The 24995-nt window shown below is 72.2% G+C and carries 16 protein-coding genes; 10 read left to right on the plus strand and 6 right to left on the minus strand.

The annotated features are described in order from the left end of the window. Positions 1 to 3: 3 nt before the first annotated feature. From KGS77_RS20455 to trpC, 6 genes are all read left to right on the plus strand, one after another. Positions 4 to 7908, plus strand: coding sequence for a non-ribosomal peptide synthetase (locus tag KGS77_RS20455; RefSeq protein ID WP_242583941.1), 7905 nt, complete (start codon positions 4 to 6; stop codon positions 7906 to 7908). 56 nt (positions 7909 to 7964) lie between these two features. Next, on the plus strand, positions 7965 to 8216 hold the full coding sequence (locus tag KGS77_RS20460; RefSeq protein ID WP_242583943.1) for an MbtH family protein: 252 nt from the start codon (positions 7965 to 7967) through the stop codon (positions 8214 to 8216). Between the two features lie 327 nt (positions 8217 to 8543). Next, positions 8544 to 9704 (plus strand): branched-chain amino acid aminotransferase, encoded by a 1161-nt coding sequence (locus tag KGS77_RS20465; RefSeq protein WP_242583945.1) that lies wholly within the window; start codon positions 8544 to 8546, stop codon positions 9702 to 9704. Continuing rightward, positions 9701 to 10204 carry a YbaK/EbsC family protein gene (locus KGS77_RS20470; protein ID WP_242583947.1) on the plus strand — a complete coding sequence of 168 codons (504 nt, stop codon included), beginning with the start codon at positions 9701 to 9703 and terminating at the stop codon, positions 10202 to 10204. The genes KGS77_RS20465 and KGS77_RS20470 overlap by 4 nt, the downstream gene beginning before the upstream one ends. A 352-nt stretch (positions 10205 to 10556) precedes the next feature. After that, positions 10557 to 11411: a dimethylargininase gene (gene ddaH, locus KGS77_RS20475; protein WP_242583949.1), complete on the plus strand. Its 855-nt coding sequence runs from the start codon at positions 10557 to 10559 to the stop codon at positions 11409 to 11411. A gap of 112 nt (positions 11412 to 11523) precedes the next feature. Beyond that, the gene (gene trpC, locus KGS77_RS20480) at positions 11524 to 12315 is read left to right on the plus strand and encodes an indole-3-glycerol phosphate synthase TrpC (protein WP_242583951.1); all 792 of its coding nucleotides are present in this window, start codon (positions 11524 to 11526) and stop codon (positions 12313 to 12315) included. A 307-nt stretch (positions 12316 to 12622) separates the two neighbouring features. Here the strand turns inward: trpC and trpD are convergent, their stop codons facing one another. Next, positions 12623 to 13681, minus strand: coding sequence for an anthranilate phosphoribosyltransferase (trpD, locus tag KGS77_RS20485; protein ID WP_242583953.1), 1059 nt, complete (start codon positions 13679 to 13681; stop codon positions 12623 to 12625). Positions 13682 to 13788: 107 nt separating this feature from the next. Here trpD and KGS77_RS20490 point away from each other — a divergent pair, with 107 nt between their 5' ends. Next, a complete protein-coding gene (locus KGS77_RS20490; RefSeq protein ID WP_242583958.1) occupies positions 13789 to 15210 on the plus strand; it encodes a PLP-dependent aminotransferase family protein in 1422 nt (473 codons plus the stop codon). A gap of 79 nt (positions 15211 to 15289) precedes the next feature. Here KGS77_RS20490 and KGS77_RS20495 read toward each other — a convergent pair whose 3' ends face one another. Both KGS77_RS20495 and KGS77_RS20500 read right to left on the minus strand, forming a co-directional pair. Next, the gene (locus KGS77_RS20495; RefSeq protein WP_242583960.1) at positions 15290 to 15865 is read right to left on the minus strand and encodes an aminodeoxychorismate/anthranilate synthase component II; all 576 of its coding nucleotides are present in this window, start codon (positions 15863 to 15865) and stop codon (positions 15290 to 15292) included. Then, on the minus strand, positions 15862 to 17508 hold the full coding sequence (locus KGS77_RS20500; RefSeq protein ID WP_242583962.1) for an anthranilate synthase component I family protein: 1647 nt from the start codon (positions 17506 to 17508) through the stop codon (positions 15862 to 15864). The genes KGS77_RS20495 and KGS77_RS20500 overlap by 4 nt, the downstream gene beginning before the upstream one ends. Positions 17509 to 17871: 363 nt before the next feature. Between KGS77_RS20500 and KGS77_RS20505 the strand changes: the two genes are divergently transcribed. Then, positions 17872 to 19215 carry a 3-deoxy-7-phosphoheptulonate synthase class II gene (locus KGS77_RS20505; protein ID WP_242583964.1) on the plus strand — a complete coding sequence of 448 codons (1344 nt, stop codon included), beginning with the start codon at positions 17872 to 17874 and terminating at the stop codon, positions 19213 to 19215. 997 nt (positions 19216 to 20212) lie between these two features. After that, a complete protein-coding gene (locus KGS77_RS20510) occupies positions 20213 to 21010 on the plus strand; it encodes a winged helix-turn-helix domain-containing protein (RefSeq protein WP_242583966.1) in 798 nt (265 codons plus the stop codon). Positions 21011 to 21630: 620 nt separating this feature from the next. On the opposite strand, the gene KGS77_RS20515 is transcribed toward KGS77_RS20510, so the two are convergent. From KGS77_RS20515 to KGS77_RS20525, 3 genes are all read right to left on the minus strand, one after another. Next, positions 21631 to 21948: a DUF4190 domain-containing protein gene (locus KGS77_RS20515; protein WP_242583968.1), complete on the minus strand. Its 318-nt coding sequence runs from the start codon at positions 21946 to 21948 to the stop codon at positions 21631 to 21633. Beyond that, on the minus strand, positions 21945 to 22109 hold the full coding sequence (locus tag KGS77_RS20520) for a hypothetical protein (protein WP_242583970.1): 165 nt from the start codon (positions 22107 to 22109) through the stop codon (positions 21945 to 21947). The genes KGS77_RS20515 and KGS77_RS20520 overlap by 4 nt, the downstream gene beginning before the upstream one ends. Positions 22110 to 22232: 123 nt before the next feature. Beyond that, positions 22233 to 23690, minus strand: coding sequence for a M6 family metalloprotease domain-containing protein (locus KGS77_RS20525; RefSeq protein ID WP_347404510.1), 1458 nt, complete (start codon positions 23688 to 23690; stop codon positions 22233 to 22235). A gap of 534 nt (positions 23691 to 24224) precedes the next feature. On the opposite strand from KGS77_RS20525, the gene KGS77_RS20530 reads away from it, so the two are divergent. Next, on the plus strand, positions 24225 to 24887 hold the full coding sequence (locus KGS77_RS20530; RefSeq protein ID WP_242583972.1) for a TetR/AcrR family transcriptional regulator: 663 nt from the start codon (positions 24225 to 24227) through the stop codon (positions 24885 to 24887). Positions 24888 to 24995 lie beyond the last annotated feature (108 nt).

A 24995-nucleotide genomic window follows, 5' to 3' on the forward strand; every position in this document is an offset into this window, starting at 1 on the left:
ACCATGGACGCGGCGGCAGCACGCGAGAGCTGGATACAGTCCCTGCCCGAGCACGTGCGGGACCGGATGCGCTCCCGCCTGACCGGCGGCGCCCAGGACGGCGGGCCGGGCCGCATCCCACGGGCCGGCCGGGACCGGGACCTCCCGCTGTCCTACGCCCAGCAACGGCTTTGGTTCCTCAACGAGTTCGAGCCCGGCAGCGCGGAGTACAACTCCTACTCCGCGCTGCGGCTCACGGGCACCCTGGACGTACCGGCGCTCGCCGCGGCGGTGACGGCGCTGGTGGCCCGGCACGAGTCGCTGCGTACGACGTTCGACGCGGTGGACGGGCACGGCGTACAGATCATCGGCGAGCCCCGCGCGGTGGAGATACCGGTCGCCGAGGTCCCCCAGGCCCCGCCGGCCGAGCGCGAGGAGATCGTCCGCAGCCTGCTGCGCGCCGAAGGGCTGCGCCCCTTCGACCTGCGCACCGGCCCGCTGCTGCGCACCGCCCTGCTCAAGCTGACCGACACCGAACACATCCTCGTCATGACGATGCACCACATCGTCACCGACGGCTGGTCCATGGGCGTCATCGAGCGTGAGCTCGGCGCCCTGTACGCCGCCGCCGTCCAGGACGGCCCGCGCGAGGCCGCCGCGCTCCAGCGGCGGGCGGGCCTGGACCCGCTGCCCCTCCAGTACGCCGACTACGCGGTCTGGCAGCGCGAACGCCTGGAGGGCGGCGAGCTGGCACGCCGGCTGGAGCACTGGAAGAAGAAGCTCGCGTCGGTGGCGCCGCTGGAACTGCCCACCGACCGGCCACGCCCCGCCGTACGCGGCTACGCGGGCGCACTGCACACCTTCCGGTTCCCGCCCCGCCTGAGCGAACGGCTGACGGCGCTGGCCCGGGAGCGCGGCGCCACCCTGTTCATGGCCGTCACCGCCCTGAGCCAGCTCGTACTGGCCCGCTACTCCGGACAGCGGGACATCGCGGTCGGCACCTCGGTCTCCGGCCGGGAGCGCTCCGAGGTCGAGCCGCTCATCGGCTTCTTCGTCAACACGGTCGTGCTGCGCTCGGACGTCGACGAGGCACTGCCCTTCAGTGCGTTCCTGGACTCCGTACGGGAAACCGTGCTGGAGGCGTTCGCCAACGCCGAAGCCCCCTTCGAACAAGTCGTGGACGCGGTGGTCACCGACCGCGACCTGAGCCGGCCGCCGCTGGTCCAGGCGATGGTCTCCCTCCAGAACGCGCCGTCCGCGCCGCTGGAACTGCCGGGCCTCAAGCTCGCCGAGCAGCCCATGGAGCGCGACTTCTCCCTCTTCGACCTCACCTTCAACTACTGGGAGCAGGATGGCGTCCTGCACGGCTCCCTCGAATACAGCACGGACCTCTTCGACGCCACGACCATCGAGCGGCTGGCCGGGCACCTGATCACCCTCGGCGAGGCCCTGACCGGCCCGGACGGCGCCACCCGCCCGATGGCGGCACTCGGCATGCTCACCGCGCCGGAGCAGGACCGCGCCGCCATCGACCGGTCCGGCGAGGAACGGCCCCTGTCGGGGGAGACGGTGGTGGAGCTGTTCCAGGCGCAGGTGGTGCGGTCGCCGGGGGTGGCGGCGGTGGTGTCGGACGGTGGGGTGTTGTCGTATGCGGAGTTGAATGCGCGGGCTAATCGGCTGGCGCGGTATCTGGTGGGTCTGGGGGTGGGGCCGGAGGATGTCGTGGCGGTGTCGATGCCGCGGTCGGCGGAGTTGATGGTGGCGCTGTATGGCGTCTTGAAGGCGGGGGCGGCGTATCTGCCGGTGGATCCGGAGTATCCGGCGGAGCGGATTGCGGGGTTGTTGGAGGATGCCCGTCCGGTGTGTGTGCTCACCCGGGGTGCGGGAGATCTTTCCGTACGGCCTGCGGAGGGCACCCGGCACCTGGCCCTGGAGGAACTGGCTGCTTCGGGGGCCTTGGACGGGCTTTCGGGGGCGGATCTGTCCGATGCCGACCTGCGTGGGGCTCTGCGGCCGGGCCATGCGGCGTATGTGATCTATACGTCGGGGTCGACGGGGCGTCCTAAGGGTGTGGTGGTGCCGCATCGGGGGTTGTCGAACTATCTGATGTGGTGTGCGGGTGCCTATCCGGGGGTCCGGGGTGGTGCGGTGCTGCACTCCTCGGTCTCCTTCGACCTGACCGTCACCACGCTTTTCGCGCCGCTGGTGGCCGGGGGCACGGTGTATGTCAGTGATCTGGATGTGCTCGATCCGGGGTTGTGGTCGGGTGAGGGCCGGCCGCGGCCGACGTTCGTCAAGGCCACCCCCAGCCACCTGCCGCTGCTGGAGTCGCTGCCCGCCGAGGTGCTGGCCGAGGGTGACTTGGTGGTGGGCGGTGAGCAGCTCCTCGGGGAGGCGCTGGCGCCGTGGCGGGCCGCGCATCCGGGCGCGACGGTGATCAACGAGTACGGGCCGACGGAAGCCACGGTGGGCTGTGTCGTCCAGCGCCTGGCCCCCGAGGACGCCGACCCGTCCGGGGCGGTGCTGATCGGTGGCCCGTCGTGGAACATGCGGGCGTATGTGCTGGATGCCTGGCTGCGGCCGGTGTCGGTGGGTGTGCCCGGTGAGCTGTATGTCGCGGGCGCGCAGTTGGCCCGCGGCTATCTGGGCCGCCCCGGGCTGACGGCGGAACGGTTTGTCGCCGACCCGTTCGGGGAGCCGGGGGAGCGGATGTACCGCACCGGTGACCTGGTGCGCTGGACGGTCGATGGTGCGCTGGAGTACCAGGGCCGTACCGACGACCAGGTCAAGATCCTCGCGCACCGCATCGAACTCGGCGAGGTCGAGGCGGCACTCGCCGCCGCGCCCGGCGTCGGCCAGGTATGCGTGATCGCCGCCGAGGGGCCGGGCGGGCTGCGGCTGGTCGGCTATGCCGCACCGCGCCCCGAAGGCCCCGCACTGGAGGCCGCCGTACTCAAGGAGCACATGGCCCGCGGCCTGCCCGACTACATGGTCCCGTCCTTCCTGATGGTGCTGGACGAGCTGCCGCTGACGATCAACGGCAAGGTCGACCGCCGTGCGCTGCCCGCCCCCGACCCCGCGCTGCTGGTCTCCGCCGCCGAACGGATCGCCCCGCGCAACGAGCTGGAAGAGACGCTGGCCGGCATCTGGATGCAGGTGCTGCGCTTGGACGCCATCGGTGTGCACGACAACTTCTTCGAGCTGGGCGGCAACTCCATCCTGAGCATCCAGGTGATCTCGCGGGTGCGGAAGGCGTTCGGGATCGAGGTCTCGGCGCGGGCGCTGTTCGACCGGCCGACGATCGCGGAGTTCGCCGAGCGGGTCGCCGAGGGGCGTGCCGCCGAGCACACCGGACGGATCGCGCCGGCCGGCCGGGACCGTGATCTGCCGCTGTCCTTCGCCCAGCAGCGGCTGTGGTTCCTGGACGAGTTCGAGTCCGGCAACGTCGCCTACAACGCCGGCGGCGTGCTGCGGCTGACCGGCCCGCTGGACACCGGCGCGCTCTCCGCCGCCCTGTCCGCCCTGGTCCGCCGGCACGAGGCGCTGCGCACCACCTTCGACTCCCGCGACGGCAGGGCCGTCCAGGTCATCGGGGAGCCGTACGAGGTCCCGGTGCCGGTCGCCGCGCTGACCACCGCGGACCGGGCCGGGCGCGACGCCGAGCTGGACGACGTGCTGCGCGCCCACTTCGCGATCCCCTTCGACCTGCGCCACGGGCCCCTGCTGCGCGCCCTGCTCGTACGCGTCGCCACCGACGTCCACGTCCTGGCCGTCACCATCCACCACATCGTCACCGACGGCTGGTCGATGGGTGTGGTCTCCCGCGAGCTGGGTGCGCTCTACAACGCGGCCCTGGAGTCCGGCTCGCGCGACGCCGTATGTCTGCTGGAGCACGCCGGGCTGCCGCCGCTGCCCGTCCAGTACGCCGACTACGCCGTCTGGCAGCGCGAGCGCCTCTCCGGCGGTGAGCTGGACCGGCAGCTCGACTTCTGGAAGGCCAAGCTGGCCTCGGTCGCCCCGCTGGAGCTGCCCACCGACCGCCCCCGCCCGCCGGTCCGTACGTACTCCGGCGCACTGCACACCTTCCGCCTGTCACGGCGGGCCACTCAGGGGTTGGCGCGGGCGGCGCAGGAGCACGGTGCGTCGTTGTTCATGGCGACGACGGCGCTCAGTGCGCTGGTGCTGTCGCGGTGGAGCGGGCAGCGGGACATTGCGCTGGGCACGCTCAGTTCGGGCCGTGACCGGGCCGAGGTGGAGGGTCTGATCGGGTTCTTCGTCAACACGCTCGTGCTGCGGGAGGACGTGGACGAGCAGCAGCCCTTCGGTACGTTCCTGGGCTCCGTACGGGAGACGGTGCTGGAAGCCTTCGCGCACGGGGACGCGCCGTTCGAGCGGGTCGTGGACGCGGTGGTGACCGAGCGGGACATGAGCCGTCCGCCGCTGGTCCAGGCGCTGATCGCGTTCCAGAACACCCCGGCCGAGCCGATGGACCTGCACGGCGTCACCCTCTCCGAACAGCCCATGTCCCGTGACTTCGCACTGTTCGACCTCACCTTCAACTACTGGGAGGAGAACGGCGAGCTGCGCGGCTCCGTCGAGTACAGCACGGACCTGTTCGATCTGAGCACCGTGGAGCGGCTGGCCGGTCACCTGGCCACCCTCGCCGAGGGGCTCGCCGAGGACGGCGCCACCGCCCGCCCGATGGCCGCCCTGCCCATGCTCACCCCCGGCGAGCTGGAGCGACTGGCCACCGACCGTGCGGGCGCCGGGCATCCGCTGCCGTACGACCGCACGGTGACCGACGCCATCGAGCGGCAGGCGGCCCGTACGCCCGCGGCCACCGCCGTCGTGTGCGGCGACCGGTCCCTGACGTACGCGCAGCTCAACGACCGCGCCAACCGGCTCGCCCACCACCTGAAGGCACTGGGCGTCGGTCCGGAGGACGTGGTGGCGCTGGCCGTGCCGCGCTCGACGGACCTGGTGGTCGCCCTGCTGGCCGTGCTCAAGGCGGGCGGCGCCTACCTGCCGATCGACCCCACGTACCCGGCGGACCGGCTCACGTACATGGTCCAGGACGCCCGTCCGCGCTGCGTCGTCACCGACACCGCGACACGTGCGCAACTCCCTTCTTTCGACGTGCCGTTCACGATGCCGTTCGTGCTGCTGGACGACGCCGAAGGTCCGGCCGGCTTCGACGCGTCCGGGTACCCGGCGCACGACCCGGCCCGTACCCACACGCCGCAGCACCCCGCGTACGTCATCTACACCTCCGGCTCCACCGGCCGCCCCAAGGGCGTCGTGGTGCCGCACGCGGCGCTGGCCAACTTCCTGGCCTGCATGGCCGACCGGTTCGCCCTGACGCCCGGGGACCGGCTGCTGTCCGTGACCACCATCGGCTTCGACATCGCGGCGCTGGAGATCTACCTCCCGCTGCTGGCCGGCGCGACGGTGGTGGTCGCCGGGCAGGAGGCCGCCGGGGACCCCGACCAGCTCGCCCGCCTGCTGACCGGCACCGGCACCGGCACCCGCAGCGGCGCCGGCGCCGATGTCATGCAGGCGACGCCCTCCCTGTGGCGGATGCTGATGACGGTACGGCCCGATGCCGTCCGGGGCCTGCGCGTCCTGGTCGGCGGCGAGGCGCTGCCGCCGGACCTGGCCGACCTGCTGGCCGGTGCCGCCGCCGGCGTCACCAACCTGTACGGGCCGACGGAGGCCACGATCTGGGCGACCTGCCAGGACGTGGCCGCCGGTGAACGTCCGGTCATCGGACGGCCGTTGTGGAACACCGGTGCGCACATTCTGGACGGTCTGCTGCGCCCCGTTCCCGTCGGTGTCCCCGGTGAGCTGTATCTGTCCGGCGTCCAGCTCGCCCGCGGCTACCTCGGCCGTCCCGGTCTGACGGCGGAACGGTTCGTCGCCGACCCGTTCGGCGGGCCGGGGGAGCGGATGTACCGCACCGGCGACCTGGTGCGCCGTACCGCCGACGGCACCATCGAATACCTCGGCCGCACCGACCACCAGGTCAAGCTGCGCGGCCTGCGGATCGAACTGGGTGAGATCGAGGCGGCGCTCGCCGGTGCGCCCGGCGTGGCCCAGGCGTGCGTGATCGCCGCCCAGAGCCCGGGCGGCGGCGGGCAGCGGCTGGTCGGCTATGTCACCCCGCGCCGCCAGGGCCCCGCGCCCGACCCGGAGGCGGTCACGGCGCACGCCGCCCGCGCCCTGCCCGACTACATGGTCCCCGCGGCCCTGGTCGTCCTGGACGCGCTGCCGCTGACCGACAACGGCAAGGTCGACCGCAAGGCGCTGCCGGCGCCCGAGCCGGTCACCGCCGCGGCGTCCGGGGCCCGCCCGCAGACCCGTACCGAGATCCTGGTCGCCGGAATCTTCGCCGAGCTGCTGGGGCTGGAGGAGGAGTCCGTCGGCCTGGAGGACAACTTCTTCGCGCTGGGCGGCGACTCCATCCTCAGCATCCAGCTCGTCTCCCGGGTCCGCCGCGCCGGACTGCCGCTGACCTCCAAGGACGTCTTCCGTACGGCCACGGTCCGGGCGCTGGCGGAACTGATCGACACCACCGTCCGGGAGAGCGGCGGGCAGCCGGCGCCGGGCACCGGCGCCACCGCCGCCCCGGCCCCGCTCACCCCCGTACAGCGGTGGTTCTTCGACACCTACCGTGCGGCGCCCGGCCACTACAACATGTCCCTCCAGGTGGAGCTGGCCGAGAGCACCGACCTGGACGCGCTGGGCCGGGCCGTCACGGCGGTCACCGCGCACCACGAGGCGCTGCGGATGCGCTTTGCCGCGCCGGGCCCCGACGGCGTACGGACCCAGGTCCCCGCCCCGGCGGGCGAGGCCCTGCCGTTCGTCCGCGAGGACATCTCCGCGGTCCCCGCCGACCGGCTCACGGACGCCGTGGACGAGGCGGTGCGCGCCGCCCAGTCCTCGCTGGACCTGGAGAGGGGCCCGGTGGCGCGCTGCGTCCTGTTCGACGGCGGCACCGTCCACCCCTCGCGGCTGCTGCTGGCCGTGCACCACCTGGTCACCGACGCGGTCTCGCTGCGCATCCTCCTGGAGGACATCGGTTACGCGTACGAGCAGGCGAGCGCCGGCGAGGCGATACGGCCCGAGCCGGTGCCCGCCACTTTCACACAGTGGGCGAGGCGCCTTCACGACCACGCCACCGGGGGCGGATTCGACGCCGAACTCCCTTATTGGGAAGAGGTGATGAAAAAGAATTCGGCCGTTCTTCCGGTGGATGCACCGGGTGCCAATACGGTATCGTCCGAGGCGGAATGGGAAGTCCAACTGGACGAGGCGGAAACCGAGGCGCTGCTGCGTTCGGCGCCCGCCGCCCACCGGGTCCGTACGGAAGACATTCTGCTGACCGCCCTGGGCGCGACCCTCTCCGCCTGGGCGGACACCGACGGCATCACCGTCGATCTCGAAGGCCACGGCCGCGACGACATGTTCGACGATCTCGACCTGACCCGCACCGTCGGCTGGTTCACCACCATCTATCCCGTCCACCTCGCCGTACCGCGGGGGCAGGCGCCCCGGGCCCGCGTCAAGGCGGTGGGCCGGGCGCTGCGCGGTGTCCCCGGCAGCGGCCTGGGGTACGGCGCGCTGCGCCACCTCGCGGAGGCGTCCTCGCTGGCCGGGGCCACCGCACCGCAGGTGATCTTCAACTACCTGGGCCGGTTCGACGTCGCGTCCGGCGACGGGCCGCAGGCCGGTCCGTTCCGCGCCGCGCTGCCGGTGGCCGGCCAGCAGGGCGAGGAAGGCGAACGGTCCCATCTGCTCGACATCACCGGCGTGGTGAGCGACACCCGCTTCCGGCTCGTCCTGCGCTATTCCCGCGCGGTGCACCACGAAAAGACCGTGGCCGATCTCGCCGAACGTTTCCTGAACGAACTGCGGGCGCTGCTGGGCTGATACACCCACGGCGTCCGAACGCCATCCGCATTTCTACGGGGGAAAGGGAAACAGAAATGCCGAAACCGTTCCGCAGCGATGAGACCTTCTATCCGGATGAGACCTTCCATCTGGATGAGACCTTCTATCTGGTGGTCAGCAGCAAGGAAGGACGGCATTCCGTCTGGCCGTCCTTCGCCCAGATCCCGCCCGGCTGGCGGGTCGTCTTCGGCCCGCAGCGCCGCGCGGAGTGCCTGGACTTCGTGAACGCCGTACGGACCGGCCGGCGCCCCGGGAGCCTGGCCCAGGCCCAGGCCCGGAGCCGCTGATCGCCGGACCGGCCTGACACACCCCGGGCCGCCGGCCGTCCGGGGACGACGGGCGCTGCGCGCCGGGTCGTGGAACCCCGGCGCGCCGGCCGTCCGGCGCCCCGGCACGCCCGCTCAGCCCCCGCACATTGGCTTCCCCCACTTCCTCCCACCTCCCCCACGCCCGCTCCCGCGCGTACCCCCCCCACCGCACCACTTCCTGCTCAACGGCGAGCAGCGCACCCACCCGGCGGCCCGACCGTGCCCGCGTCCCCACACGTGCGCCCCGCACCCGCCGGCCCGACCGATCGCCCCGCACAACCGCCACAGGAGGCCGGAGTGCACATCGTGTCCAAACCCGTAGCCCATCCGCTGACGCCGCAGCAGCGCGCGGAACGTACCGCCTCGCCCACGTTCGGCACCGCCTTCACCGAGCACATGGTCTCGGTGAAGTGGACCGCCGAGCAGGGCTGGCACGAGGCCGAACTCCAGCCGTACGGGCCGCTGCTGCTGGACCCCGCCACGGTCGGCCTGCACTACGGCCAGGTCGTCTTCGAGGGCCTGAAGGCGTTCCGCTCGCACACCGGTGACGTCGCCGTCTTCCGGCCCGACGCGCACGCCCGCCGCATGCGCGCCTCCGCGCACCGGCTGATGATGCCCGAGCTGCCCGAGGAACTGTTCCTGGCCGCCGTGGACGCCCTGGTCGCCCAGGACCAGGACTGGATTCCCGACGACCCGAACACGAGCCTGTACCTGCGGCCGGTCACCTTCGCCTCCGAACGCACCCTGGCGCTGCGGCCCGCCCGCGAGTACCGCTTCCTGCTGCTCGCCTTCGTCACCGAGGGCTACTTCGGCCGCTCGCAGCGCCCCGTACGGGTCTGGGTCACCGAGGAGTACACCCGCGCGGCAGCGGGCGGCACCGGCGCCGCCAAGTGCGCCGGTAACTACGCGGGCAGCCTGCGGGCCCAGGAGGAGGCCCAGGACAAGGGCTGCGACCAGGTCGTCTGGCTCGACCCGACGGAGCGCCGGTGGGTGGAGGAGATGGGCGGCATGAACCTCTTCTTCGTGTACGGGGCGGGCGCCGAGGCCCGCCTGGTCACCCCGCCGCTGTCCGGCAGCCTGCTGCCCGGTGTCACCCGCGACGCGCTGCTGCGGCTGGCACCCGCGCTGGGCATCCCGGCCACCGAGGCGCCGGTGAGCCTGGAGGACTGGCGCGCCGGGTGCGCGTCCGGTGAGATCACCGAGGTGTTCGCCTGCGGTACGGCCGCGCGCATCAGCCCCGTCAACGAGGTGTGCACGAGCGGCGATTCGTGGACGGTGGGCACTGCGGGCGAGCGCCCCGTCGGCGAGGTCACCGCCAGGCTCTCCGACGCCCTGTTCGGCATCCAGCGCGGCGAACTGCCCGACCGCTTCTCCTGGATGCGGCCGGTGGCGCCCGCCCCCCGTCCGGCGGCCCCCGCCTCCGGTCAGGCCCCCGCCTCCCTCACCGATCAGGCGGCGCGGTCATGAGCGAGGCGGCCAAGGCGTCCGGGAACCTCGCCTCCGAGCGGCTGCTGCGCCTGCTGGAGGAGGGCGGCGCCCGGTACGAGCTCCTGGAGCACGCCCCCGAGGGGCAGACGGTACGGGCCAGCGCGCTGCGCGGGCACGCCCTGTCGGCAGCGGCCAAGTGCATGATCGTCACCGTCCTCGGCGGCACCCCCGCCGAGCGGCACGTCCTGGCGGTGGTCCCCGGCGACCGGCGGGTGGACCTGGCGCGGGTGGCGGGGGAGTGCGGCGGGCAGCGGGCCCAGTTGGCCCCGCGCGGGCTGGCCGAGTCCCTGTCCGGCTGCGTCAGCGGCAGCATCATCCCCTTCTCCTTCCACGACGAGCTGTCCGTACTGGCCGACACCGCGCTGTTCGGCGAGCCCACGCTGTACTTCAACGCGGCCCGGCTGGACCTGTCGGTGGCGCTCGCCTCCGAGGACTACCGGGCCCTGGCCAACCCCAAGATCGTCCCGATCGCCGCATAAGGCCACGAGGCCCCGGCCGCCCACCCCGGCCGTGCCCCCTTCGAAGCTGCCTTCGAAGCCGCCTTCCCAGCCCCTCCCACGAGGGAAAACGCGGCCCTGGAGTGCGTGTTTTGAACTCCGCTTAAAAGCCTGTCGGGACACCGGGCCCTGCTGAAAGCTTGGCCGTACATGGACCAGACCGTGCGCGGCGCAAGCCCGCGCACGGTCTTCCGCGCGGTCCACCGCACCCGGTGGACCACGCGGACCCCACCGCCGTCGCGGGGCGTGCCGGTGCACCTCCCGGCCGGCCGGTGGCCCGCCACCCCTGAGCCCCGGCCCGTCCCCCCTCCTTCCTCACCCCGACTGGAGAGTCATGAGTGCTGTCCCCCGCCCCCACAGCGACGGCGCGAGCGGCCCGCGCACCCAGCGGCCCCGCCGCTACCTGATGTGCCGCCCCACCCACTTCGAGGTCACCTACTCGATCAACCCGTGGATGGACCCGGCCAAGCCGGTCGACACCGAACTGGCCGTCGCCCAGTGGGAACGGCTGCGCGCCCTCTACCTCGAACTCGGCCACAAGGTGGAGCTGATCGACCCGCTCCCGGGCCTGCCCGACATGGTCTACGCGGCCAACGGCGCCACCGTCGTGGACGGCAAGGTGCTCGGCGCCCGCTTCCGCAACGCCGAGCGCACCGCCGAGGGCCCCGCCTACCTCGACTGGTTCCGCACCCACGGCTTCACCGAACTGCACGACCCGCAGCACATCAACGAGGGCGAGGGCGACTTCCTGGTCACCGGGAGCTGGGTGCTGGCCGGCCGCGGCTTCCGCTCCGCGCCCGAAGGCCACGCCGAGGCCCAGGAGTTCTTCGGCCGCCCGGTCATCGGCCTGGAACTGACCGACCCGCGCTACTACCACCTGGACACCGCGCTGGCCGTCCTGGACGAGGACGAGGTCATGTACAACCCGGAGGCGTTCACGCCGGGCAGCCTGGCCGTACTTCAGCGCCTCTTCCCCGGCGCGGTGCTCGCCACGCCCGAGGACGCCGCGGTCTTCGGCCTCAACGCGGTCAGCGACGGCCGTCACGTCGTACTGCCCGAGGCCGCCACCGGACTGGCCGGGCAACTGCGCGAGCGCGGCTTCGAGCCCATCGGCATGGACCTGTCCGAGCTGCTCAAGGGCGGCGGCAGCGTCAAGTGCTGCACCCTGGAGCTGCGCGAGCGCGCCTGACGGCCGCCCGCCCCCGGTGAGCGCCGCACCGTCCTTCCCTTCCACGGCGCGGCGCTCCCGGTCCGCCCGCCACCGCGTCACCGTTTCCGTTCCCTGAGAGGACCGACACCCCATGACCGTGCTCGACGAGATCATCGACGGAGTACGCGAGGACCTTGCCGAGCGTCGACGGCGGGTGCCCGAACGCGAACTGCGCGACCGCGTGGCGCACACCGCCCCCGCGCTGGACGCCGTGGCAGCGCTGCGCAAGCCCACCGGAATCCAGGTCATCGCCGAGGTGAAGCGGGCCAGCCCCTCCAAGGGCGCACTGGCCGACATCGCCGACCCGGCGGCGCTGGCCGCCACGTACGAGAAGTCGGGTGCCGCCGCGGTCAGCGTCCTGACCGAACAGCGGCGCTTCCGCGGCTCGCTGGCCGACCTGGACGCCGTACGCGCCCGGGTCAACATCCCCGTCCTGCGCAAGGACTTCATCGTCACCCCCTACCAGCTCTGGGAGGCCCGCGCGCACGGCGCCGACCTGGCGCTGCTGATCGTGGCCGCGCTCGAACAGGACCTGTTCCGGGACCTGCTGGCGCTGGCGACCGAACTGGGCCTGACCGTGCTGGTGGAGGTGCACGACGAGGCCGAGACCGACCGCGCGCTGGACGCCGGCGCCACGATGATCGGCGTCAACAACCGCAATCTGAAGACCCTCGACGTCGACCGGGACACCTTCGCCCGGCTCGCGCCCCGGATTCCCCCGAGCGTGGTACGGGTCGCCGAGTCCGGGTTCCGCGGCCCCCAGGACGTGGCCGCGGTGGCCGCGCACGGCGCGGACGCGGTGCTCGTGGGCGAGGCGCTGGTCACCGGCGAGAGCGGGCCGGGCCCGGCGCTGACGGCCCTGCTGGCGGCCGGCGCCCGCTGACCCGGGCCGCTGAACGGTTCCGGCCGTGCGGCCCCGCCACCAAGCCCCGGCCCGTACGCGCGCACCGTACGGGCCGGTCACACACTCCGCAGGACATCCGGTACGGGTCCCTACGGCCGGAACTCCTCCCGCACGCGGACGTCATACGGGCAGCGGGAGAGCGCACCCCACAGGAGCCGGCCGGCGACCGAAGACACCGGGAACGCGAACGAAGACAGCACAACGCGAGGGCGCCGGGCGACCGATCCGGAATCCTCCCCAGGTCCCGGTCGGCCCGCCCGGCGCCGGCCTCACAGCAGGAGCCGGGTCACCGGCCCGCCGCCAGCTTCGTGGAGACGGCCGCCCACCGCCGGAGGACCTCGGCCGCCGCCCCCGTGTCGATCGCCCGGCCGCCCCGTTCCATCCCCGCCGCGATCCGTTCGGCCACCGGACGGTCCGAGGGTTCCAGGGCCGCCAGTCCGGCGGCCGTCGAGAGCAGTACGGCGTCGCGCACCGGCCCGCACTCGCCCGCCAGCAGGGCGCGTGCCACGCCCGCGTTGTGGGCGGCGTCGCCACCGCGCAGCGCCTCCGGCGGCGCCAGGGCGACCCCGATCTCCCGCGGGTCGAAGGTCTCCCGGCGCACCCGACCACCGGATACCGACCAGACAGTGGAGGTAGTGGTGACCGTCAGCTCGTCCATCCCGTCGTCCCCGCGGAAGACCAGCGCGCTCACGCCCCGGCGGGCCAGCACCCCGGCCAGCTTCGGCGCCAGCACCGCGTCCGCGACGCCGACCGCCATGGCCGCCGGCCGCGCCGGGTTGGTCATCGGGCCCAGCGCGTTGAAGACCGTACGGATGCCCAGCTCGCGGCGGGCGGCGGCGGCATGACGCATCGAGGGGTGGAAGAGCGGCGCGAAGCAGAAGGTGATGCCGACCTCGCCCGCCAGCCCGCCGACCTCGGCGGCCGGCAGGTCCAGCGCCACGCCCAGGTGCTCCAGGACGTCGGCCGAACCGGAGGCCGAGGACGCCGAGCGGTTGCCGTGCTTGACGACCCGGGCGCCCGCACCGGCCGCCACGATCGCCGACATGGTCGAGACGTTGACGCTGTTGGAGCCGTCGCCGCCGGTGCCGACGATGTCCAGGACGGGCCCCGGCACCTCCAGGGCGACGGCGTGCTCGTACATGGCCCGTACGAGCCCCTCGATCTCCTCGACCGTCTCGCCCTTGGTGCGCAGCGCCACCAGCAGCCCCGCGATCTGCGCGTCGGTCACATGCCCGCGCATCACCTGGTCCATCGCCCACGCCGTGTCCTCGGCGCGCAGATCGTCCCCCGCCAGCAGTGCCGAGAGCAGCACGGGCCAGGACCGCTGCCGATCCGTACCGGTCACCAGGAATCCCCTTTCGTCAGCACGGGGCAAGTCTGCGATCCGCCGTCAACCGGTCACCAGACCACTCGCCCGCAGCGAATCCGGTCCACTTCCCGGGAGGAGAAGAAATGGCCTGGCACGCCCTGATAGACGTGTCCCGGGAGTCCGGGGAGCCGCTCACCGCGCAGATCCAGGGAACGATAAAAGCCGAGATCTCCACAGGAGTTCTGCGCCCGGGCACCCGGCTGCCCTCCAGCCGCCAGCTCGCCGAAGACCTCGGTGTCTCGCGCAGCGTGGTGGTGGAGGCGTACGGACAGCTCATCGCCGAGGGCTACCTCGAAGCCGTCCAGGGCTCCGGCACCCGCGTCGCCGCGCACGTCACCCCCGCCCCGGCCGTCCCCACCCTCCTGGACAACGGGGTTGCGCCACAGGTCCGCTGGGACCTGCGCACCGGTACGGCCCAGGGCGCCGACTTCCCGCACCGCGAATGGCTCGCCGCCTACCAACGCGCCCTGCAGAGCGCCGACCCCTACGACCTGGACTACCCGCCGCTGTCCGGCTCCGGCGAGCTGCGCGAGGAACTGGCCCAGTACCTCGGCCGGGCCCGCGGGGTGCGCACCACACCCGGACAGGTCATGGCGGTCTCCGGCTTCGCGCAGGCACTGGCCCTGCTGTGCACCGTCCTGCCGGGCCTGGGCATCGACCACATCGCCATGGAGGACCCCTGCCACCACCGGCAGCGGCAGTTCATCCAGGAGGTGGGGCTGCGTCCACGGCCGGTCCCCGTGGACGAGGAGGGCATCGACGTGGCCGCGCTGGCCCGTACCGGCGCGCGGGCCGTCCTGGTCACCCCCGCCCACCAGTTCCCCACCGGCGCGACGCTCTCCGGGCCGCGCCGGGAGGCCCTTGTACGGTGGGCCCGCGAGCACGACGCCTGGATCATCGAGGACGACTACGACGGCGACCTGTGGCTCGAACGCGGCGCCCGCCCCGCGGCGCTCCAGCGGCTGGCACCCGAACGCGTCGTGTACGGCGGCACGGTGAGCAAGTCCCTGGCCCCCGGGCTGCGCTTCGGCTGGCTCGCGGTACCGCCCCAGTTGATCGGGCCGCTGGAGCGGGTGCGCTCCCAGCGCGACCTGGGCTCGGACATCTTCACCCAGCTCGCCTTCGCCGAACTGCTGCGCTCGGGCCACTTCGACCGCCACCTGCGCCGTCAGCGCGCCCGTTACCGGGTCCGCCGGGCCGCCCTGGACCAGGCGGTACGCCGCTATCTGCCCGGCGCACGGATCACCGGGGCGGCGGCGGGGCTGCACGCGTACGTACGGCTGCCCCACCGCGTCGACGAGAACGCGCTGGTCACGCGGGCGCTGGGCCGGTCGGTGCTGGTACGGGGCGGGCGCCCGCACCACGCCCACCCCGAACGGGCCGCGCCCGCGCTGGTGGTGGGCTACACGGCGGTGCCCCGTACCGGCATCGCGGAAGCGGTGCGGGCGCTGGGCGGCGCCTATGAGCGGCAGCCGGCGGCGGCGGGCCCGATGCGCTGTGCGTGACCCCCGCGCCGTGCGTGACCCCCGCGCCGTGCGTGTCCGCCCCGTCGTGCCCGGCCGCCCGCCGCGTACCGTACGCCGCTCAGCCGACGCCCACCGCGAGGAAGTTCTCCAACAGCCGGAACCCGTCCTCGGTGGTGATGCTCTCCGGATGGAACTGCACGCTCTCCACCGGCAGCGTCCGGTGCCGCAGCGCCATCACATAGCCGTCGTCCTCGGCCGTGGCGGTCTCCTCCAGCTCCGGCGGCAGCGGACGCGAGACGATCAGCGAGTGGTAGCGGGTGGCGACCGTGCTGCGCCCCATGCCCCGGAAGATCCCGGACCCGTCGTGCCGCACCGTGCTCGTCCGCCCGTGCATCAGATGGTCGGCCACCTCCACCGCGCCCCCGAAGGCCAGCGCGATGGCCTGGTGGCCCAGGCACACCCCCAGCAGCGGCACCTCGCCGGCGAAACGGTGCACCAGCTCCACATGGCCCGAGTCGGCGGGGTGGCCGGGGCCCGGCCCGAGCACCACCGCGTCCGGACGGCGCTCCGCCAGCTCCTCCGGTGTACGCGTCTTGGAGCGCACCACCTCCGTGGTCACCCCGAGCGTGCGCAGGTACTGGTCGATGATGTGGACGAAACTGTCGTACGCGTCCACCAGCAGCACCTTGGTCACGACAGCTCCTCACCGGTCAGCGCCCAGTAGGCGGCGCCCATCTTCGCCAGCGTCTCGTTCCACTCGCCCTCCGGGGAGGACTCGGCGACCACACCCGCCGAGCTCTGCGTGGAGTAGGTCCGGCCGTCGTGCACGATCGTGCGGATGCACAGGGCCAGCTCGCTCCAGCCCCGTACGTCGATCAGGCCGACCGCGCCCGCGTACAGGCCGCGCGGCTCCTCCTCGATGCCGTCGATGATCTCCATGGCGCGCAGCTTGGGGGCGCCGGTCATCGTGCCGGCGGGGAAGGTGGCGCACAGCGAGCGCCACACGTCGGCGTCGTCCTCCAGCTTCCCGGCGACGGTGGAGACGATGTGGAAGACGTGGGAGTACGCCTCCACCGTCATCAGGTCGTCCACCGCCAGGGTGCCCGGCCGGCAGACCCGGCCGATGTCGTTGCGGCACAGGTCGACGAGCATCACGTGCTCGGCCTGTTCCTTGGTGCTGGCCAGCATCTCCTTGATGCGCCGCTGGTTCTCCTCCGCCGACTCCGCCCGCCGCGTCGTCCCGGCGATCGGCCGCATCAGGATCTCGTCGCCCTCGGTGCGGAAGAACAGCTCGGGGCTGGCCCCGATGACCGTCTGGTCCGCGCGCGGCATCAGGTACATGTACGGGGAGGGGTTGCGCGAGCGCAGCCGCCGGTAGACCTCGACGGGCGTCAGCTCGGTCTCGACGTCGATGCGGTGGCCGATCTGGATCTGGTAGATGTCCCCGATCCGGATGTGCTCCAGGCAGCGGCGGGCCCAGTCCAGGAACGTCTCGCGCGCCACGCTGTCCCGTACGGAACGGGGCGCGGGCGCCTGCGGGGCTTCCTCCCCGCGCGGGGCGCGGGCGGCGGCCTCGGCGTGTGCCGCGAGGTCCAGCGGCGGCGCGGGCGGGAAGACCTCGGCGCGGGCCGCCCGGTGGCGGGTCTCGCCGGTCAGCCGGTCGTACCAGACGGTGTCACGGACCAGGGTGAAGGTCATGTCCGGGCCGCCGCGCGAGGACTCGCGGGCGGGCAGCTCGTCCATGTGCCAGGCGGCCTCGTACGCGAGCGTGGTCAGGAACCCGAAGGCGTAGGTGTCCCGCGGCACGTCCGTCTCGACGGCGAACAGCTCCTGGGCCCGGCGCAGCAGTTCCCACAACTGCTCGGGACGGTCGAAGCGGCGTGCCACCGCGGCGTCCGCGTCCGCTCCGTGCGCCGCGTCCGCAGCGTTCGACGTGTCTGCCGCGTCCGCCGCGTCCGCCGCGTGCTCTCCGGCTCCGGTGGTGGCCCCGGTGGCGCCCGGGTCCGCGGTCATCCCGGCGGCGTCGGCGACGGCCAGTACGGCACCGCGCAACGCGGCCGGGCCGGCGATCTCGACGTGCCGGGCGTACACCCGGATCTCGGCCAGCCGCCCGAAGCCGACCACCGCCGAACGGCGGTCCTTCTCCGGGCCGGCCAGGCTTTCGAAGAGGAAGACCTCCTCCGCTCCGAGCGGGCCGGCCAGGGCCTCGTACAAATGGAGGGGATCGTGCGACGGCAGCTCCGAGGAGGTGACGCGCACGGCGAACGGCGTGCCCGGTGTCTGACCGGCACCTGACGCGGCGCCGGTCCCGGCATCGACTCGTGTCGTGAATGCCATCTGGATTCCTTCTCTGTTCCGCCCCCGCGCGCATTCCGGCCGTGACTGCCCGACCGCCGGGGCGACTTCGGCCAGCCAAACACCGCACCGCCGGAGGCGACCAGACCAATCCGGCGACCCCGATGCGGACCACTCGGCGGATGCTTGACCGCATTCGGACGACCGGCTGAAATCCTTGGGCAGGGCCCTGCGTCCGGGTCGGCACCCGCCCCGATTCCGCCGGCGTTTTCCCGCGCTCGCCGCGATTCCCGTGATGCGCGCTCGTTACCGCTCGATCCCCAGCCAGATCCCCGCTCGTTACCGCTCGATCCCCGCTCGTTTCCCGTTCGGCAGATCTCTCCATGCGAAGGCCGTGATGAAGCCGTGACGAATCAGCTTCCGACCTCCGGCGCCGCCGGCTCCTGGCGTTCCCTCCCGGCCGCGCAGCAGCCCCCGTGGCCCGACCCGGTCCTGCTGCGCGAGGTCACCGACGGCCTGTCGCGCGCCCCCGAACTGGTCTTCGCGGAGGAGAGCGACCGGCTGCGGGAGAAGATGGCGGCCGTCGCCCGGGGCGAGGCGTTCCTGCTCCAGGGCGGCGACTGCGCCGAGACCTTCGAGGGCACCACCGCCGACGCCATCAACGGCAAGCTGCGCACGCTGCTCCAGATGGCCGTGGCGCTGACCTACGCGGCTTCCGTACCGGTGGTCAAGGTGGGGCGGATCGCCGGCCAGTACGCCAAGCCGCGCTCCCGCCCGGTGGAGCGCCGGGACGGCGTGGAGCTGCCCGTCTACCGCGGCGACGCGGTCAACGGCCTGGAGTTCACCGCCGGCTCCCGCGTCCCCGACCCGCGACGGCTGCGCCGGATGTACGAGTCCTCGGCGGCGACGCTGAACCTGGTGCGCGCCTTCACCACCGGCGGGCTGGCCGACCTCCACCAGGCGCACGCCTGGAACCGCGGCTTCGTCGACGACTCGCCCGCGGGCCGCCGCTACGAGGAGCTGGCCGGGGAGATCGACCGCTCGCTGCGCTTCATGGCGGCCTGCGGGGTCGACCCCCAGGAGCTGCGGGCGGTGGAGTTCTTCGCCAGCCACGAGGGGCTGCTGCTGGATTACGAGGAGGCGCTGACCCGTACCGACGACCGCACCGGCCTGCCGTACGCCACCAGCGGGCACCTGCTGTGGATCGGCGAGCGCACCAGGGAGCTGGACGGCGCGCACGTCGAGTACTTCTCCCGGATCCGCAATCCCATCGCCGTCAAGCTCGGTCCGACGGCCACGCCGGACGAGGCGCTGGCCTACATCGAACGGCTCAACCCGCAGGACGAGCCGGGCCGGCTGACGTTCATCGTCCGCATGGGCGCCGGCCAGGTCCGCAAGCGGCTGCCGGTGCTGGTGGAGAAGGTGGCGGCCAACGGCGCGTCCGTGGCGTGGGTCTGCGACCCCATGCACGGCAACACCTTCGAGGCGGCCAGCGGACACAAGACCCGCCGTTTCGAGGACATCCTGGACGAGGTCGAGGGCTTCTTCGAGGTGCACCGGGCGCTGGGCACCCACGCGGGCGGCATCCATGTGGAGCTGACCGGCGACGACGTCACCGAGTGCATCGGCGGCGGGGACGAGGTCCTGGTCGGCGATCTGCACCGCCGGTACGAGACGGCCTGCGACCCGCGCCTGAACCACCGCCAGTCGCTGGAACTGGCCTTTCTCGTAGCCGAAATGCTGCGCTGACCGGAGTCCGCGGTGCCGCGGCACGCCGTCCCGCCAAATCGGCGCGGATTCGCTCCCGTCCGGCCACGCAGCGATCATTCTCGGCCAAGTCGGTACGGCCGGGGCGCGCCCCGTACTCGGGCGTACGGGGCCACGCGACCGCGCCGAACCGGGCGTGCACCAGGGGTGGAGGCACCGTGCACGCACCGTCGCACGGGGCGGGTCCGCAGGGAAGCGTCCCGAGCGGGCCGTGCGCGCCCGCGAAATCGGCGGATTCCTTGCGGTGATATTTATCAAAAGGACGATCGACCTGTTTTATAAGCGGGTCGATCGACCTGTTTTATCGCAATGCACGGACCCGGCTCCGTAACGCGTCCGTGCGAGTTCGCGCGCTTGTGGAACATCTTGTGCATGCGGTAAAGCGCGCCATCCGCCGGCGCGTCCGGCGTTTGGCCTGATAATTCACGGAGTTGACATCCGGGCGGCACACTCCCTTTGTGGAAGTGGGGTCGGCCGGCCGGACGCTACTCGGCAGTCACGATGTCATTTCGGCCAGATCGCCGGTCGGCGCCCGGTACGGGAGCGGGTGACGGCGCGGCCGAGCAGGATGGCCGATGCACGGATATTTTGGACGGGCCTGCAACTTCGCGCCCTGTACCTGGGATGATGTCTGCCGGCCTTCAGCTTGCCCGTCGGCGGCGGGTGCAGTTAGCTGAACCCTCATAGGCATGGCTGCTCCCCTGTCGCATGCTCCGGGGGCGAAGCACGATGAAGACCACGGGGGCGAGGGCGCACTAATGTTCCCGATTGCCTCCCGGAAACTCGTGGTACCGTCGAATGGTCTTACGAGTTGGACGGTGGGGCGGCTTGTCGCCGGTGAATCCCAAGACCGGGTCGATGATGCGCACGGATCCTGCGGGGGAGTATGCGTCGCATATATTTTACGTCAGAAAGTTTGTCAAGAACTCGAGTTCTGCCCGAGGTAAGCCAATTACGTGAGGCTCTCTTCGCGCTGGAAATGCTCAGCGTGGGAGGCGGCGGCCCGGTGTTCAAGCCGTGGCGGAAAAAGATAGGCAGCGTCAGCAACGTCCGGGCGCTGGTCAAACTCGCCCAGGCCGTACGGCCGTTCCCCGACATGGATCAGGTCGTGCGCCGGCTGGAGGGCGCCGAACCGGGCGCACCCGCCTCGCGGATCAAGCCACAAGTCGTCCAGGACCTCGAAGAGTTCCACCGGATCGCGGTCGCGCCGTACTGGAAGGCCATCGCCAGACGGCTGAACGCCGACCGGACCGCGCGCGGCCAGATCATGCTGGGGGACGGAGTGGGCAAACTCCTGGCCACTTTGCATCCGGCCATCCGCTGGACACCGCCGACCCTCGAAGTCCCGGGAAATGGCGAGGACCTGAAACTGGAGTCGGCCGGCCTCGCGCTGGTGCCCTCCCTTTTCCTCAACGGTCGCCCGCCCGTGCTGGTCGGCCCGGAAACCGACGGCGGAGCGGTGACGCTGATCTATCCCACACCGGTGAGCCCGGAATGGGCCGACTCGCTGTGGGAAACCAAGGAGTCCACCGACAACGCGCTCAACGCGCTCGTGGGCCGGACCAGGGCGTCCGTACTGGAGACGCTGACCAGCAGTTGCACGACCACCGAGGTCGGCGAGCGGGTGGGCATCTCCTCGGCGGCGGCCAGCCAGCACACCTCCGTGCTGCGCGCGGCCGGACTGATCACCACCCTGCGCACCTTCAACAAGGTCCAGCACACCATCACCCCCCTCGGCGGCGCCCTGTTGCACGGAGACTCCTCCGGGCGCTTCTGACGGCCCCCACCGCCACGCGCGCCATGCCTCCGCACGTCCCCGCGCCCCGGCGCGACCACGCATTCCGGCATGAAGCTGCCGTGCGTGTTCGTGTCGGGGCCTTTCCGCGTTCAGAAAGCCGGGAATACCTCCCGGTCGCTCCGCCGTATCAGCATGATTTGCCGTACGAGTGCGTTTTGCCGTACGAGCGCGTACGGACGTCCGATGACCTGCCGCACAACCCCACCCCGTCGCCGGTCGAATCGGTGCCGGAATGCCGAAGCCCCGGAATGCCGAACAGCGAAACAACTTTGATTAACTTTAGATGGTCATCCGGTGACGGCGACAACGGGTTAAAGCTGTGAGCTGTCTCACATCTGGAGGTACTGAAAAGCCTTGCGAATCCACCGCCTATTGCGCGGGGCGGTTCCGGCGCAGGTGAGCAGCTATTCATTGATGCCGAGGCGGGCGGTGGGCCCGTCATCTTTCGTCCGGGATTAACATAATCCGGTTGCGGTTCTGCCGCGTACCGAATGGGCAGGTGACGCCGGCCGGGGAAACGGTCCGGAAACCCCACGGAAAAGCGTGGGCGCCACCGGGCCGTAAGCCGGTGGCGCCCACGCGGGGATTTCATCGTCCGCTCAGCCGCCGATGCTCCAGCTCGGCGTGGCGTCCACTCCGGCGAGCACGGCCAGCAGAATGAGGTCCACCGCGCCGAGGGCCATGCCCAGGACGGCACGGCCGCGGCGGCCGGTGCCGCGGGCCAGCGCCAGCCCGCCGAGCACGAGCGCGCACGGGCCGAGAACGACGTTGAAGATCACGGTCCCGACGAGGCCGAGGACGAAGGACGTCACGGCCATTCTGTCGGCGTGGATCCGGCCGGCGTTCCGCGCGTCGTTCCGTGCGTCGTTCCGTGCGTCACGGGACGAGGGGCGGGTGCGGGAGGTGAGCGTGGTCATCGCGACGCCCCCTCACCGGTGTGACGGCGTTCGCGGACGAAGAAGACGACCAGCCACAGGACCACGGCCGCCGCCGCGAGAAGCGTGACGGGGACGGGGAGGTGTGCCGCGGTGCCCAGAAGAACCCCGAACAGGAGGAGGGCTGCGACGAGGAAAAGCATGATCCGCCTTTCTCACTCGTTGGACAGTGGACTGTCGTTCACTCCCGTGCGGGTACCCGGTGGCCGTGGGACCTATGTGGCATACCTGGCCGTCGCCCGCCGGTGCCCTCGGCCCGCCGGTCGTCAGCCCGCCGGCGCCGACGGCTGTACGGCCGACGGCAAGGCCGCCGACGGTGACGGCACCGCCGCCGTGGCGGCCTCCGGTGTGCCGGGCGGCGCGGTCGGCGGCGTCGGGGCCGTCGGTACGGGCTGCGGCGACGCGGTGGCCGTACCCGGCGCGGTGGCGGTGCCCGGCGCGGTGGGCGTGGCCGACGGCGACGGGGAGGCGTCGCCGGGCGCGGTGACCCGTACGCGGTAGTTGCCGGCGGCGTCCTTCTCCAGCACGGTGACCGTCGTCCCGTTGCGCGAGTCGGTGAAGGACTGGCCCGGCCGCATGGTGGCGTCGCTCAGCTCCGCGTCGACGTTCCGGTCCCCGGTGTGGCAGCCGCCGCTGCGGGGGGTGGCGTCCAGGACGCGGACGGGCCCCTGTCCGGACGGCAGGGTGGTGAACACCTGGGAGGCCAGCACCCCGGGGCGGCAGACCGCCGGGTCCAGCGGGCCGCGCTCCCGGGCCTCCAGTACGAAGGCGTTGTGCGGGGAGAGGGGAATCACCACGATCTTGGTGCCGCCCGGGGTGTGGAGGGGCGTGAGGGTGTGCTCGGAGACGGCCTTGGCCTTGTTCACACAGTCGACCTGGCCGGCGTCGAGCCAGCCGAGCTTCCACTTGTGCCAGCCCATGAGGTCGTTGGTGGGCCCCCAGTCCTCGGCCATCAGGTCCCAGTGCCCGACCGGCGCCGGCGCGCGCCGCCCGTCGGTGTAGTACAGGTCGGGCAGCCCGAAGATGTGGCCGTTCTCGTGGTTGACCACCCGGAAGGCGCTGTCGCCGGTCTGCCGGCTCCAGATGAAGGAGACGTTGCGGAAGGGCACGCCGTCGGCGGTGGGCACCAGCTTGCCGCCGGAGAAGGTGGAGGACAGCACGGACTCCGTCGCGGGTGGTCCCGCGTTGGGTGTGACCAGGACGTTGACCAGGTCGTACGAGCGGAAGTCGACCTCGCCGTCCACCGCGCGCACCAGGTCCCGCGAGAGCGCGTGGTACCCGGCGTCGGAGGCGGGGTCGTAGGTGGAGCCGCGCTTGATCCCGTACGACGCGAAGGTGTGGGGCATGCGGATCCACTTGAGCAGCGGCGTCGAGCGGTAGTCCAGGCTGCCGTAGGAACTGGTCCGGAAGAAGTCCGCCACGGCCGGGAAGAACTCCCCGTAGCGCGCCTGCGGGGTGATGGCGGCGGCGGCGTCGGGGAAGTCGACGAGCAGGGTGAGGGCCTTGACCGTACCGCTGGACCTGGCGAAGCCGGCCGGGGTCACCGTGGACTCGTTGGCGCCCGCGGGCGCTCCCCCGAGCGCGCAGGGACCGCTCGGGGCCCCCGCGGCGGCCGGTGGCGCGGTGACCGCCGCCCGGGCGCGCGGCGTGGCCAGGGAGACGGTGGCCGCCAGGGCGGCCGTGACGGCTGCGGTGGTCGCCAGGGTGGCGGTTGCCTTCTTCATGGGAATCAGCCTGATCCGACGGCCGGTCAGGTGCGCGCTCAGTTACGGCATATGGATTCTTCGGGCGGCACCGCGCGCGTTGGGCGTGAATCTGATGGCCCCTCACATAACCTGGGGAGTGCGGTCCGGCGGTACGTGACGTCCGCGTACGGTCAACTGGTGCGGCGTGCGCGCGGGTTGGCGTCGGGCCGCCGCGCCGTGCGCGTGACGGCCTCGTGGCGGGCCGCAGTCACCGTCACGGCCGCCGCGCCCCCGCTGTCCGCGCCCCTGTCCCCGCTGCCCGCGCCGCGCCCCTCCCGTGCGCGGTTGCGCCCCCGCGCGTCCCTCCCGTACGACGAGCCGCACCCCCGCCCGCGTCTTTGCCCGCATCCTCCCCGTCCGCAAGACGAGTGGCGCAGGTCACATCGCCACGCGAAATAACCGGGGACCTTCTCCCCGTTTCACCAGGCGTCCGCACGAAGTGGGGAATCACTCCCCGCTTCACGACGCGCCCCGACGACCCGGGCGTACGGACGCCGTCGGAACCAGGACCTGATGCGAGAGGAGCGTGTCGAGGTGGCCACCACCACATCGAAGATGCCGCAGCCCCGGCTGCGGGCCGACGCCCTGCGCAACAGGGAACGGATCATCGCGGCGGCCCGCGAGATGATGGCCGAGCTGGGGGCGGACGTCCCGCTCGATGAAATCGCTCGACGCGCGGGCGTCGGCAATGCGACGCTCTACCGTCACTTCGTGGACCGCTTCGAGCTGATCCACCACGTCACGCTGTCCGTCATGTCCCGTACCGCGGCCACGGCGGAGTCCGTTCTCGTCGAGGAGTCCGATGCCTTCCAGGCGCTACGGCGCTTCGCCCACGCGGCAGTGGGGGAGCGGATCGGTGCGCTGTGTCCGCTGCTCTCGGACAGCTTCGAGGCCGGCCATCCCGAACTGCTCGCCGCCCGCGAACGTCTGGAGGCGGCCGTCGGGGCGCTGATGGCCGCGGCACGGGAGAGCGGCCGGCTGCGCCCCGACGTCGCCGTCGGTGATCTGATGGTCGCGATCACCCAGCTCACCCGGCCGCTGCCGGGCCACGGCTGTATCGACTTCGACAAGTTCGTCCACCGGCACCTGGAGCTGTTCCTGGACGGTCTGGCGGCGCCGGCCCGTTCGCAACTCCCGGGAGCGGCGGCCACGTTGGCGGACTTCAGACGTCACTGACCTGCCGCTGACACCACCGACGTACCACTGACGGCCCCGGCCGGGGCATCTGCCACCGTCGTCCGACGCCACCGGCCCGTACTTCTGCTCACCCGTACCACCGGCCCC

Source organism: Streptomyces sp. MST-110588, assembly GCF_022695595.1.
Lineage (GTDB): Bacteria > Actinomycetota > Actinomycetes > Streptomycetales > Streptomycetaceae > Streptomyces.